The sequence below is a fragment of the Mesorhizobium sp. AR10 genome (genome assembly GCF_024746795.1).
In the GTDB taxonomy this organism is placed as follows: Bacteria; Pseudomonadota; Alphaproteobacteria; order Rhizobiales; family Rhizobiaceae; genus Mesorhizobium.
In genome coordinates this window covers 5,676,198-5,688,933 of the sequence record NZ_CP080524.1, presented here as the reverse complement: position 1 = coordinate 5,688,933, position 12,736 = coordinate 5,676,198, and the positions used below count along the sequence as shown (strand labels likewise).

Below are 12,736 nucleotides of genomic sequence, written 5' to 3'. Positions count from 1 at the left end.
CCTCAAATCTATCCCAGCCTCGCCCTGGCCTTTGCCGTCCAGGCGTTGAACAGCCGGTCCGCGACGATGCCGATGAAGGCGATGGCCAACCCGGCCACGATGCCGCGGCCGGAATCGGCTTTGGAGAGCGCAATGAATACCTCCTGGCCGAGATCGCGCGTGCCGACCATGGCGCAGATGATGATCATCGCCAGCGCCATCAGGATCGTCTGGTTGACGCCGAGCATGATCTCGGGCAGCGCCAGCGGCAGTTGCACGCGCAGGAACGTCTGGCGCTTTGTGCAGCCCGAAACCTTCGCTGCCTCGATCAGCGCCGGCGGCACCTGCCTGATGCCGTGATTGGTGTAGCGGATGGCCGGCACCACGGCGAAGGCGACGGTGGCGATCATCGCGGTGACGTCGCCGACCCGAAACAGCATCACCACCGGAATGATGAAGCAGAAGGACGGCAGCACCTGCAGCGTGTCGATGATCGGCGTGACGATCTTCTCGAAACGGTCGCTGCGCGATGCCATCAGCCCGATCGGAATGCCGATCAGGCATGCGATGAAGGCAGAGATGCCGCAGAGATAGACCGTCGCCATGGTCTTCTCCCAAAGGCCGGTGACGGCACAGAAAGCGGTCAGCACGGCGACCAGGGCGGCAAGCCGCAGGCCGCCGAGCTGGTAGCCGGCAAGGCCGAGCAGAGCCACCGCGCCCAGCCATGGGAACCCTTCGCAGAAGGCGCGCACCGGGTTCAGCACGTTGAGGATGAGCGCAACCCGGAACATCTCGATGGTGTCGAAGAAGTTGATGGTGATCCAGCTCACAGCGGCCTTCCACAGCGGCGCCGTGGTGAAGGTGATCGCCTTCGGCACCGCCGCGAAGGCCGGCACGAACAGGCCAAGCAGCGTGGTGACGGCAAGGATGAGAACCGCCAGCGTCAAATTGGGATAGCGCCGCCAGAAGCTGGGGCTGGCCTCTTGGTGGACATGTCCCTTGGCATGGTTGTGGGCGATCGCCTGGCTCAGCCGGTCGAGCGCGATGGCCAGCGCGACGATGGCGAGACCGGCTTCCATCGCCTCGCCGACCTTCAGCGCCCGCAGCGCCAGCAGCACGTCGTAGCCGAGGCCGCCGGCGCCGATCATCGAAGCGATGATCACCATGTTGAGCGCCAGCATGATGACCTGGTTGACGCCGACCATCAGCGTTGGCCGCGCCGAAGGGAGCAGCACCCGCCACAGTTTCTGCCGCGCCGTGCAGCCGGCCATCTCGCTGAAGTCGTCGATCTCGGACGGTACCCGTGACAGGCCCAGCATCGTCGCCCGCACCATCGGCGGCGTGGCGAAGATGGCGGTCGCGATCATCGCCGAAACCGGGCTGTTGCCGAACAGGAGCAACATCGGGATCAGATAGGCAAAGGTCGGGATCGTCTGCATCAAGTCGAGGGCAGGGGAGATGATCAGCTTCTCGGCCCACGGCTTGCGCCAGGCCCAGATGCCGGCGAACAGGCCGGTGACGATGCAGAACGGCACGGCGATCGAGATCAACCCGAGCGTCAGCATGGCGTTGGTCCACTGGCCGAACAGCGCGATGTAGAGAAAGCAGCCGCCGACCAGCGCGCCAAGTTTCCAGCCGCCGGCGGCACGACCGGCAAGATATGCAGCGACGCAAACGCCGACCCAGGACAGGCGTGGCAAAACATAGGCGTCCGCGCCATGGCCGATCTTAAAATTCTTGGCCAAGAGATTGAGCGCGAAATCAAGGGGAACGCCGAGCACCGCGGTGATCGATCGCGTCAGCCAGGACAGGTTCGACTTCATCCAGCGCATCAGCGCGCTGACCCAGTCGGCGACGGGGATGGTCGCTTCGGCCGGATAGTTGACCGCCCAGGGCATTCTGTCCTGCAGAAGGAAGACGGCAAGCACTGCGGCGAGCGCGGAGGCCCAGACCAGCAGCCAGACCTGAACCGGACGCGATCTCGCCGCGCTGGCGCTTGCCGTCACCGTCATGCGCCGGCCCCCGGACGTTCGATGCCGGCCAGAAGATCGATTACCGCTTGCGGCGTCACCTCGCCGATCGGCTTGCCGCTGCCGTTGACCACCGCGAACGGCTTGCCGGCGGAGACGATGCTTGCTGAAAAACTTGCGATCTTGGTCTCCGGCGCCACCGTGCCGCCATGCGCCGCGCCTTCGCAGGCGCGCATCAGGCTCCTCGCCGAGATCACCTTGGCGCGGTCGACGTCGCGGGTGAATTCGGCGACGTAGTCGGTCGCCGGGTTGACCACCAGTTGTTCCGGCGTACCGATCTGGATGACCTCGCCGTCCTTCATGATGGCGATGCGGTCGGCCAGCCTTATGGCTTCGTCGAAATCATGGGTGATGAAGACGATGGTCTTGTGCAGCATGGTCTGCAGCCGCATCAACTCGTCCTGCATCTCACGACGGATCAGTGGATCGAGCGCCGAAAACGGCTCGTCGAGGAACCAGATCTCCGGCTTGGTGGCGAGGCTGCGGGCGATGCCGACGCGCTGCTGCTGGCCGCCGGAAAGCTCGCGCGGATAGAAATGCTCGCGGCCGCGCAGGCCGACGAGTTCGATGACTTCACGCGCCCGTGCTTCGCGTGTCGGCCGGTCCTGCCCCTGGATGCTGAGCGGAAAGGCGATGTTCTCCAGCACGTTGAGATGCGGCAGCAGAGCAAAATTCTGGAACACCATGCCCATGCGGTGGCGCCGCAATTCGATCAGTGCGGCATCGGAAATCTTCAAGAGATCCTTGCCCTCGAATTCGACCTTCCCATGCGTCGGCTCGACCAGCCGCGACATGCAGCGCACCAGCGTCGATTTGCCGGAGCCGGAAAGGCCCATGATGATGAAGATCTCGCCCTGGCGGATTTCGAGGTCGACGGCGCGCACTGCGCCGACCAGCCCGGCCGCGGCGATATCAGCCATACTGGCTTTGCCGTCGCGCTGGCGGATGAAACTGGCGGCGTTCGATCCGAACAGCTTCCAGACATTGCGGCAGGCAAGCTTTATCAGGCGGGCATCCTTGACCGCGGCATTCGGCACCTGTTCAGTCGCTTCCGTCATGCGATCGTCCTTCTGGAATAGGGATAGAGACCCGACCACAAGGGCCGGGTCCTCCAGTCGGAACGATCACTGCGCCCAGGCTTTCCAGTCGGCTTCGTGGGCGGCGATCCAGGCGGCGGCGACCTCTTCCGGCGTCTTGCCTTCGAGATCGATCTCGCCACTCATCTTATTGAGCTCGTCGGTGTCGACCGTGTAGGCTTTCGCCACCTTGTAGGCGACCGGCCATTTGTCCTTCATGCCGGCCCAGGAATATTTCCAGATCTCACCATGCGGCTTGCCGCAATCATATTTGGCGTCGGGGTTCCCGCCCCATTTCGGGTCGGTGTAGCACTCCGGCGTATATTCGGGGAATTCTACCCACTCGCCCTTGTACTTGGCCGGCGCCCAATGCGGCGAATAGATCCACAGCATGATCGGCGCCTTGCGCTGATAGGCCGAATCCAGTTCGGCGAACATCGCCGCGTCGGTGCCGGCATGGATGACGGTGAAGGGCAGTTTCAGCGCGACGACGCGTTCGTCGTCAAAGCCTTCCCATGTCACGGGGCCGCCGAGATAGCGGCCGTTCGGCGCCGTTTCGGCGGTCGAGAACGCCTCGGCGCATTTCGGATCCTTCAGCGCTTCCCAGTTCGGCAGGCCGGGGCATTTTTCCTTCATGTATTCGGGAAACCACCATTCTTCCTTGGCCTTGGGTCCAAGCTTGCCGAGGCGCTCGGTTTGGCCGGTCGCATCGGAAGCCTTCATGGCTTCGCCGGCCGTCGTGTCCCAGAACTCCATGCCGACATCGAGATCGCCATTGGTGAGGCCGGTGGTCAGGCTGGAGAGATAATCGGCGGTCGGGTATTCGACGGTGTAGCCGAGCTTTTCCAAGATGCCGCCAAGAATCTTGGCGTTCAGATTGACACTGGTCCAGTCGAACAGCGCGATCTTGATAGGGTCGTTTGATTCAGGCGCCGCCGCTTGGGCCGAAGGCGTCAGTGCACTTGCCGCGGCAAGTGCGAAGGCTCCCATTGATAGGCTCGAAATCACACTCCGAAATGACATGCATGTTCTCCTGTGAAACCATGTGGAAGTTCTTAGTCGTTCCCTTCTTGCGTCTTTTTTTGATTGTGTTGGAAAAGCTCGTCGTTGCGCAAGGCCGCTGGCACCACACTGCTGCCGGTGCTGATGCCGGCGCAGAACGGTTGGTGCTCAATCTCTTGAAGATGTGGTGTCGGAGGGGATCGCGTCATGGCATCAGATGGATTGCTGCGCGAGCAATCATCCGCGGAACGATCGCCGCTCATGCGGCGCTCTGAGACGTGCGAGCCATCAAGGTCCCATGATCTCGGCTGTCAACCTGGCAAGCCCCATCTCGCCAAAGCCGTTTCATGGGATGAAATTATATATACCAACGTCTATGCCGCGCAACGCATATTGCTATTTCTGCGTGCAATTCGAACGGCGCACGGCCGTTCCGGTGTCCTCACGACATGATCAGGCCGCCATCGACGTTGATGGTCTGGCCGGTGATGTAGGTCGCGTCGTCGCTGGCGAGAAAGCTGACCAGGCCCGAAACGTCTTCGCCACTGCCGGCGCGACCCATCGGGATGTTCTTGACCCATTCGGCCATCAACTCGCCGGGCTTGTAGTCGCCCATCAGTCTGCCCCATGCGGCGTCGTTATAGGCCCACATGTCGGTGTCGATGATGCCGGGGCAGATGGCGTTGACGGTGATCTTCTCCTTCGCCACTTCCTTGGCCAGGCTCTGGGTGATGCCGACGACGCCGAATTTCGACGCCGCATAGTGCGGTGTGAAGATGAAACCCTGCCGCGCCTGGCCGGATGCGGTGTTGATCAGCCGGCCGCCATCGCCATGCTTGCGGATGCGCGCGATCGCCTCCTGGCAGCACAGAAACACGCCCTTGGTATTGACCGCCATCACCTTGTCCCACTCGGCCTCGGTCATCGCCTCGATCCTGGCGATGGTGATGACACCGGCATTCTGCACGGAGATGTCGACGCGGCCGAACTGTTGCTCGGCCAGATCGTAGAGGGCAGTGACCTCATCTTTTTTGGTCACGTCGATCCGCATCGACGCGACCTTGGCACCCGCCGCCTTCAGGCTGGCGGCAACCTCGTCGACGCGCGGGTCGATGGCGCTGACGACGACGGCAGCACCTTCAGCCGCGAAGCGTTTCGCCATCGCAGCACCAATGCCGCCGCTGGCACCTGTGATGACCGCCGTCTTTCCCTCAAAACGCTTCTGCATTTTTTCTCCTACCAGCAGACAAAGCCGCCATCGACGATGAGGTCGATGCCGGTGACGAAACTCGCGGCGCGGCTGGCCAGGAACACGGTCGGGCCGACCATCTCCTCCGGCGTCGCCATGCGCCCCATCGGGGTGTCGCGCTCGAAGATCTTCACCTGTTCGGCGACTTCCGGACGCTTGTTCATCGGTGTCAGCGTGTAGCCGGGGCTCACCACATTGACGCGCAGACCGCGATCCGCCCATTCCATGGCGAGGCTCTTCGACATGTGGATGACGGCGGCCTTCGATGAATTGTAATGCGCCTGGGTCAAACCGCGGTTGACGATAGAACCCGACATCGAGGCGATGTTGATGATCGATCCCTTGCGCCGCGCCAGCATTGCGCGCGCCTCGGCCTGGCAGGACAGGAACACGCCGCTGACATTGACGTCGTAGATCTTCTGCCACTTCTCCAGCGACAGCGTCTCGGCCGGCTCGGCTCCGGCAATGCCGGCATTGTTGACGGCGATGGTCAGCGCGCCGAGTTCGGTTTCCGTGCGCTCGATCGCGGCTGCGAGATCGGTCTCCGAAGTTACCGTGCCGGTCAGCACCAATGCCTTGCGGCCGAGTGCTGCAATCCTGTGCGCCGTCTCCTCCAGCCCACCCTTGGAGGTGTGGCCGAAACAAGCAATGTCGGCGCCGGCTTCGGCGAGGCCAATGGCGATCGCTTGCCCGATGCCGCTGCCGGCGCCAGTGACCAGCGCAACATCCCCATGAAGATCGAATAGTGTCATCGTCGGTTCCTCTCCTCCAACCGCCGGCCCTCCCGAAATGAAGGGGCGCCAGCCCTTGGCTGACGCCCGCGCGGTCCGGTGCCTGGGAGGATATCACCTGCTGCGCTTTGTTCCGATTCGCTGTCCTAGCTGGTGGCGAGTTCCATGACGGCAACGTTGCTGGCTTCGCTTCGGTCGAGGATGCCGCGCTGGCGGCCGCGGCTCAGCACCAGCACGCGATGCGACAGGCCGAGCACCTCCTCGAGATCGGAGCTCACCACCACCACCGCCATGCCGGAGCGGGCGAGGTCGGCGATGACGTCGTAGATCGCGGCGCGCGCGCCGACATCGATGCCGCGCGTCGGCTCGTCGAGGATAAACACCTTGGGCGGCCGCGACACCCATTTGGCGATGATCACCTTCTGCTGGTTGCCGCCGGACAGCTTGCTGACCGCCTGGCCCGGTCTGCCCTTGACGCCGAGCCTGGAGATGCCGGCCTCGGCGAATTTCTGCACTGCCTTCGGAAAGACCCAGCCATTCGGCGCCACATGGTCGAAATTGCCGAACGCCAAATTTTCGCCGATCGTCTGGTCGAGCACCACGCCTTGCGCCTTGCGGTCTTCCGGCACCAGCACCACACCGGCTTTGATCGCCGCCGCCGGGCCGCTGAGATGCACTGGTTTGCCGGCAACACGCACAGACCCTGATGAAATCGGATCGGCGCCGGCGATCGCCCGCACCAGCTCCGTGCGTCCGGCGCCGATCAGCCCGGCGATGCCGAGGATTTCACCGGCGCGCACCGAAAAACTGACATTGTTGAAGCTCTTCTCCGGCGACGACAGGTTCTCGACCTCGAGCAGCATCTGGTCGCCCGGCGGCGACAATTGTGGGAACATCCGCTCGACCGAGCGGCCAACCATCTGCTCGACCACGGTGCGCACCGGAATGTCGGCGCGCTCGTGCCGGGCGACGATACGCCCGTCGCGCATCACCACCACGCGGTCGGCAATCTGCGCGATCTCGTCCAGCCGGTGGCTGATATAGATGAAGGACATGCCCTCGGCCTTGAGCTTGCGGATCTGCTGGAACAGCAACTCCGTTTCCTCGCCGCCAAGGGCTGCCGTCGGTTCGTCGAAGATCAGCAGCTCGGCATTGAGCGTCAGCGCCTTGGCGATCTCGACCTGCTGCTGGGCCGCAATGCGCAGCGTGCGCACCTTGCGCTCCGGCGAGACATCGAGGCCAAGCCGTTTCAGCTGAGCCGATGCCTGCGCATTCATGGCGGCGCGGTCGATGCGGCCGCCGCGCATCGGCAGCCGCCCGACATAGACGTTCTCGGCGACCGATAGATCCGGCAGCAGCTTCAGCTCCTGGTGGATCATGCCGACGCCGGCATCGATGGCGGCGGCGGGAGAGGCGGGGGAATAGGGCTTCCCCCGCCACATGATGCTGCCGGCATCGGGCTTGGTCGACCCGGCAATGATATTGGAAACGGTGGACTTGCCGGCGCCATTTTCGCCAAGCAGCGCCACGACCTCGCCCGGCCGCACCTCAAAGCTCGCATCGGCCAGGACCTGGACCGGTCCATAGCTCTTGCAGAGGCCGTTGACGGAGAGCCCCAGATGGGGGCTCTCGGCTTGGCGCGGGTTCAAGGACATCGTTTCGCTCGTCGACTGATCAAGGATGCTTTTCGATGAACTGCTCGACATTGTCCTTGGTGGTCAGCGTCGCGTCCTGCAGCTGTTCGGCGGGAATGGTTTCGCCGGCCACCAGCTTGATCGCCGCATCGACGGCAAGCCGGCCCATGCCTTGCGTCTGCTGCGTCGCGGTCACGTCGAAGACACCGTCCTTCAGCGCCTTGAGCGCCGCCACGTCGCCGTCGAAGCCGGCAACCCAGACCTTGTGGCCGGGATTGGCGACCTTGACCGCCTGGGCAGCACCGAGCGCCAGCGCGTCGGCCTGGCCGATGACGATCGACACGTCGGGATGCGCCTGCAGCAGATCCTGCGTCAGCTTGAAGCCTTCATCCTGGTGCCAGCCTTCGCTCCACAGCTCGCCGACCACCTTGATATCAGGATAGGCCTTGAGCGCTTCGCCGCAACCCTTCGAACGGTCGACCTCGGGCGTCGTGCCCTTCTGGCCGTGGATGATGATCAACTCGCCCTTGCCGCCGGCCTGCTTGGCGATGTAGTCGCACACCGCCTGGGCCGAGGCCACGCTGTTGGTGGCGATGAAGGTGTCGCCCGGCGCGCCGTCGGCATTGCGGTCGACATTGATGACCGGAATGCCGGCAGCCTTGGCCGTCTTGGTCGGCACCGTGGCGGCGGTGGCGCCGGCCGGGATGTAGATCAGCGCATCGATGTTCTGCGTGATCAGGTCCTGCACCTGGCTGACCTGGGTCGCCGAATCGCCCTTGGCGTCGACGGTGACGACTTCGATGCCCTTTTCCTTGCCGTAGGCTTCGACCGATTGCTTGATCTGGTTGAAGAAGTCGGCCTGCAGATTGGCGACGGCAAGCCCGAGCTTCTTGGCGTCCTTGGCCGAGGCCATGTCGGACAGGCCAAGCAGCGGAATGACGGCCGCGGCAGCAAGCAGCAATGAACGTTTGGTCAGCATGGTATTCCTCCGTTGATACAGTTCAATCTGTTCTGCCGGCGCACCATGGCGCCCTTGGCCGAACACTCCCAGTCTCGGATCAACCGATCCGTTTTCCCCCGGACATCCGGGCGAATCTCATTGCGCCCCATTCATTGCGCTCGCCGCCGCCAGGTATCGGTGGCGACCGCCAGCGCGATCACCACGCCGATCACCACCTGCTGGATGAAGGGCGAGACGCCGAGCAGGTTCAGCCCGTTGCGCAGCACGCCGATGATGAGCACGCCGACGGCGGTGCCGCCGATAGAGCCGACGCCGCCCGACAGGCTGGCGCCGCCGATCACCACGGCGGCGATCGTGTCCAATTCGTAGCCGAGGCCGGAGCTCGGCTGGACGGAATCCAGCCGTGCCGCAAGCACGATGCCGGCGAGCCCGGCCAGCACGCCGCAGATCGCATAGACCCAGTTGGTCAGCGACTTGACCGGGATGCCGGAGAGCCGGGCGACCTCGGCGCTGCCGCCGATCGCGTAAAGGCTGCGGCCGGTGGCGCGGTAGTTGAGGAAGATCGCGAAGATGATGGCTAGCACCATCATCAGTCCGACGGTGACCGACAGGAAACCGAAATGGCGGATGATCGACAGGTTGGTGAACCAGTCGGGAAAACCGACGATTTGCGAGCCGTCGGTGATCATGTTGGCGAGGCCGCGCGCCACCGACATCATCGCCAGCGTGGCAATGAAGGGCGGCAACCTGGTGATCGTCACCAGCAGGCCTGAAACCAGCCCGCAAAGGCCGGCAACGACGAGTGCCGCGACGACGCCCGCCGCAAGGCCGAGATTGAGATAGTCGGGATGGGCGACAAAGCCCATCACCATGGCGGCGAGCGCCAGCACGGAACCGACGGAAAGGTCGATGCCGCCGATCAGGATGACCAGCGTCATGCCGATCGCCATGATGCCGAGCACGGTGATCTGGTCGAGCACGTTGAGGATGTTGCGGACGGTCAGGAAGGTGTCGGTGGTCAGCGTCAGGGCAAGGCACAGCAGCAGCAGCCCGATGAGCGGACCCATGGTTCCGGCGAACAGCGCCGAAAGCTTCGCGCCCGTCGCGGCCTGTGCGCCGGCTTTCAAATCGCTCGCATCGTTGCTCACAGCCACTTCGTCTCCTCCGCCAGCAAAACGGCGATGTCTCGCCATCCGCTCTTGTTCACCAGGCACCTCCCTGTGAACAATTTATCTTTGATATGCAATTTTGTTCAGCTAAACGGTTCATTAGAAAATTGTCAAGGCCTGCCGCTTCATTCGATGCTGGTTTGCGCTGCTGTTCGGTTTGGCTTACGAAAGGGCGCAGAATGCCGCGTTTAAATCCGGTTTTCATCTGCTCTATCTCTGTGCGATCATTTTTGGCTGGCTGAGTAGCGGCAGGCGACCAAGACAAAGTAAATGTTGACCATTTCGGGTTTTATCTCGCGTTGCGGGCGATATCCCGAGGCTTTCCCGGGGCACACCCGGCGATTGCAGGCTGTCAGGTCGCAAACACCGGTTGAATGACCCGGTTGAACGGCGTTGAGCGGTTGTGGACAGCCGCTGGAGGGGAAAGAGATGGCGACCATCGAGAACGAGAAGACCTCGCGCTTTCCGGACTCCGAGCTCAAGGCCCGCGCGGCGTGGCACTACTATGTCGAGGGTCTGACGCAGGAACGGATTTCCGAGATCCTCGGCATCGGCCGCATCAAGGTGCATCGCATTCTCTCCGCCGCCCGCGAGGAGGGCATCGTCCAGTTCCGCATCCGTGACAGCGTTGTCGAATGTGTGGTGCTGGAGGAGAGCCTGAAGCAGCGTTTCGGCCTCAGCCAGGCCGTGGTGGTGCCGTCGGCTGCCGACAGGAGCAACGCGCCGCTGATGATCGGCCATGCCGCCGCTGCCTACCTGGCCGACCATGTGAATGCCGGCGATGTCATTGCACTCGGCTGGGGGCGGACGCTGAAATTCGCCATCAACGAATTGCCGCGGCGGCCGATCGCCAGGACGACCGTCGTCTCCATGCTTGGCGGCCTCACGCGTGCCCAGCCGCTCAACCCGACCGAAAGCGCGTGGGATTTCGCCGAAAAGATCGGCGCCGAGTGTTTCCTGCTGCCGGTGCCGGTCTATGCCGACAGGCCGGAGCAGCGTGACGCCTTCATGAGCCAGCGCAGCGTCCAGGATGTCGTCTTTCGTGCGCGCCGGGCAAACATCGCCGTCCTCAGCGTCGGCTCGTTTTCCAATGAAAGCCCGATCGCCAATTACGGCTTCATCAAGCCCAGCGAACTCGAGGAATTGCAGGCCGCCGGCGCCGTCGGTGACATTCTGTGCCATTTCGTCGACGCCGAGGGCCGTCCGGTCGAGCATGAGGTCAATCGCCGGGTCTGCGCCTATCCGCTGCAGGATCTGTCGGAGATCCCGAATATCATCCTGGTTTCGGGAGGCCAGGAAAAGGTCGCCGTCATGCGGGCGGCACTCGCCGGCACCAAGGTTTCTGTCCTGATCACTGACGAGGATGCGGCCAAGGGCCTGCTCAACGGCGGACCTTCCGCCTAGCCGAGTGCGCCAAGGCGGGTGTGGATGTCGCGCGTTGCCTGATAGAGGTCGCGATAGATCGCCTTGCGGGCGCGGTAGAAGGGCACCAGTCCGTCGACCGGGTCGACATGCCGGGTCGGCGGCGCCGTCATCGCCTCGGCTGCCGCCGCTGACGATGCAAACCATCCGACCGCCGAAGCCGCCAGCATCGCCGCGCCGAGTGCTGCGGCTTCGTTGACCGGCGAGACCGAGAGCGGCCGCTCGAGCACGCTCGCCATGATCCGCATCAGCAAAGCCGAATTGGTGCCGCCGCCGGCGGCGACCATTGCGGCCGGCTTGCCGCCGGTCCGGGCTTCCATCGCCTCGGTGGCGATGGCCTGCTCGAAGGCGATGCCTTCCAGAGTGGCGCGGAAGAGATGCTCCGGTCGGTGGTCGAGCGACAGGCCGACAATGGCGCCGCGCGCCGCACCATCCCAATAGGGGCTCATGACGCCGGCCCAATAGGGCATGACAAGCAGGCCTTCGCTGCCGGCGGCAACATTGACCGCCGCCTTCTCCAGCGCCGCCGCCGACGGCGAGCCGGTGGTGCGGACGATCCAGTCGACCAATTGCATGCCCGAGCGCAGCACGGTCTCCAGCATGAATCCCGAACCTGTGGGCGAGACCAGCGTACGAAAAGCGTCCGACGTTGTGACTGTGCCGGAATAGCAGCCGCTGACAACGCCCGAGCCGAGCGACAGGTAGGTCTTGCCTTCGCCGTACACACCCATGCCGAGGCCCATCGCCTGACCGTCGCCGGCGCCGACGACAATGGGAGTGCCGGCCTTCAGGCCGGTCAGTCCTGCCACGCTTTCGCTAAGTCCACCGCAGACCATGCCCGGCGCGACCAACTCCGGCAGTTGGTCCGGCCGCAAACCCGCCGCCGCGACAAGCTCAGGGTGCCAGATGCCTTTCTCTACATCGAGAAGTCCGAGCGGATCGGCGCTTGCGGTGCTGGTAACCAGCCGGCCGGTCAGCCGGAGAACGAAGAAGCCATGCACGTCGACCAGTGCCGCAGCCTTGGCCAGCACTTGCGGCTGGTGTTCGGCGAGCCAGGCGATGGCATAGAGCGCCGGCGTCGGGTCCGGCGGCTTGCCGCTCCAGTCGCGGATCGCCTCGCGGCCGAGTTCGGCCGAAAGCCTGGCAACCTGCGGGCGCGCGCGCTCATCGAGCCACAGGATGGCTGGAATGAGCGGCTTGCCGGCATCGTCGATCAGCGTGAAGGTCTCGCGCTGGTGGGCAATGGAAATCGCCGCCACCCGCGAAGCGCCAACCGCCTCTGTGACCTGCCTCAGGGCGCCGAGCAGCGCTGTCCACCAATGTTCGGCGTCCTGCTCGAAATGGCCGGGCCTGGGATTTGAAAGCGGATAGGTCTCGCGTGCCTGGAACAGTTCTTCGCCGTCACGGGTGAAGGCAATCGCCTTCACGGCCGTCGTCGAGGCATCGATCCCGATTACGACATCGTTCATCAGGCGGAGATCCG

11 protein-coding genes are annotated in these 12,736 nt (G+C 63.9%); 1 reads left to right on the top strand and 10 read right to left on the bottom strand.

The features are described from left to right. Positions 1-8: 8 nt before the first annotated feature. The 9 genes from LHFGNBLO_RS31375 to LHFGNBLO_RS31335 all read right to left on the bottom strand — a co-directional run bounded on the left by LHFGNBLO_RS31375 (position 9) and on the right by LHFGNBLO_RS31335 (position 9,816). Positions 9-1,991, bottom strand: a complete 1,983-nt coding sequence (locus tag LHFGNBLO_RS31375; protein ID WP_258603826.1) for an ABC transporter permease — start codon at positions 1,989-1,991, stop codon at positions 9-11. Further along, on the bottom strand, positions 1,988-3,067 hold the full coding sequence (locus LHFGNBLO_RS31370) for a quaternary amine ABC transporter ATP-binding protein (protein WP_258603824.1): 1,080 nt from the start codon (positions 3,065-3,067) through the stop codon (positions 1,988-1,990). Before LHFGNBLO_RS31370 ends, LHFGNBLO_RS31375 begins: the two co-directional genes overlap by 4 nt. A 66-nt stretch (positions 3,068-3,133) precedes the next feature. After that, positions 3,134-4,108, bottom strand: coding sequence for an ABC transporter substrate-binding protein (locus LHFGNBLO_RS31365; RefSeq protein ID WP_258603822.1), 975 nt, complete (start codon positions 4,106-4,108; stop codon positions 3,134-3,136). Between the two features lie 32 nt (positions 4,109-4,140). Beyond that, on the bottom strand, positions 4,141-4,350 hold the full coding sequence (locus LHFGNBLO_RS31360; protein WP_258603820.1) for a hypothetical protein: 210 nt from the start codon (positions 4,348-4,350) through the stop codon (positions 4,141-4,143). Positions 4,351-4,529: 179 nt separating this feature from the next. Continuing rightward, positions 4,530-5,315, bottom strand: coding sequence for an SDR family oxidoreductase (locus LHFGNBLO_RS31355; protein WP_258603818.1), 786 nt, complete (start codon positions 5,313-5,315; stop codon positions 4,530-4,532). Positions 5,316-5,323: 8 nt separating this feature from the next. Then, positions 5,324-6,088, bottom strand: a complete 765-nt coding sequence (locus LHFGNBLO_RS31350; RefSeq protein ID WP_258603816.1) for an SDR family oxidoreductase — start codon at positions 6,086-6,088, stop codon at positions 5,324-5,326. Positions 6,089-6,213: 125 nt separating this feature from the next. Further along, positions 6,214-7,722, bottom strand: a complete 1,509-nt coding sequence (locus LHFGNBLO_RS31345; protein ID WP_258603815.1) for a sugar ABC transporter ATP-binding protein — start codon at positions 7,720-7,722, stop codon at positions 6,214-6,216. Between the two features lie 19 nt (positions 7,723-7,741). After that, entirely contained in the window at positions 7,742-8,680 is a 939-nt protein-coding gene (locus LHFGNBLO_RS31340; RefSeq protein ID WP_258603813.1) for a sugar ABC transporter substrate-binding protein, read from the bottom strand. A gap of 131 nt (positions 8,681-8,811) precedes the next feature. After that, positions 8,812-9,816: an ABC transporter permease gene (locus LHFGNBLO_RS31335; RefSeq protein ID WP_258603812.1), complete on the bottom strand. Its 1,005-nt coding sequence runs from the start codon at positions 9,814-9,816 to the stop codon at positions 8,812-8,814. A gap of 444 nt (positions 9,817-10,260) precedes the next feature. Between LHFGNBLO_RS31335 and LHFGNBLO_RS31330 the strand changes: the two genes are divergently transcribed. Continuing rightward, on the top strand, positions 10,261-11,235 hold the full coding sequence (locus tag LHFGNBLO_RS31330; protein ID WP_258603810.1) for a sugar-binding transcriptional regulator: 975 nt from the start codon (positions 10,261-10,263) through the stop codon (positions 11,233-11,235). On the opposite strand, the gene LHFGNBLO_RS31325 is transcribed toward LHFGNBLO_RS31330, so the two are convergent. Continuing rightward, positions 11,232-12,722 (bottom strand): xylulokinase, encoded by a 1,491-nt coding sequence (locus tag LHFGNBLO_RS31325; protein ID WP_258603808.1) that lies wholly within the window; start codon positions 12,720-12,722, stop codon positions 11,232-11,234. The two genes, LHFGNBLO_RS31330 and LHFGNBLO_RS31325, sit on opposite strands and share 4 nt — an antisense overlap. Positions 12,723-12,736: the final 14 nt, after the last annotated feature.

Excerpts from the sequence above, each read along its gene's own strand:
- LHFGNBLO_RS31350 (WP_258603816.1), bottom strand. The coding sequence starts at position 6,088 with ATGACACTATTCGATCTTCATGGGGATGTTGCGCTGGTCACTGGCGCC.
- LHFGNBLO_RS31340 (WP_258603813.1), bottom strand. The coding sequence starts at position 8,680 with ATGCTGACCAAACGTTCATTGCTGCTTGCTGCCGCGGCCGTCATTCCG.
- LHFGNBLO_RS31345 (WP_258603815.1), bottom strand. The coding sequence starts at position 7,722 with ATGTCCTTGAACCCGCGCCAAGCCGAGAGCCCCCATCTGGGGCTCTCC.
- LHFGNBLO_RS31370 (WP_258603824.1), bottom strand. The coding sequence starts at position 3,067 with ATGACGGAAGCGACTGAACAGGTGCCGAATGCCGCGGTCAAGGATGCC.
- LHFGNBLO_RS31375 (WP_258603826.1), bottom strand. The coding sequence starts at position 1,991 with ATGACGGTGACGGCAAGCGCCAGCGCGGCGAGATCGCGTCCGGTTCAG.
- LHFGNBLO_RS31360 (WP_258603820.1), bottom strand. The coding sequence starts at position 4,350 with ATGAGCGGCGATCGTTCCGCGGATGATTGCTCGCGCAGCAATCCATCT.
- LHFGNBLO_RS31355 (WP_258603818.1), bottom strand. The coding sequence starts at position 5,315 with ATGCAGAAGCGTTTTGAGGGAAAGACGGCGGTCATCACAGGTGCCAGC.
- LHFGNBLO_RS31365 (WP_258603822.1), bottom strand. The coding sequence starts at position 4,108 with ATGTCATTTCGGAGTGTGATTTCGAGCCTATCAATGGGAGCCTTCGCA.
- LHFGNBLO_RS31325 (WP_258603808.1), bottom strand. The coding sequence starts at position 12,722 with ATGAACGATGTCGTAATCGGGATCGATGCCTCGACGACGGCCGTGAAG.
- LHFGNBLO_RS31330 (WP_258603810.1), top strand. The coding sequence starts at position 10,261 with ATGGCGACCATCGAGAACGAGAAGACCTCGCGCTTTCCGGACTCCGAG.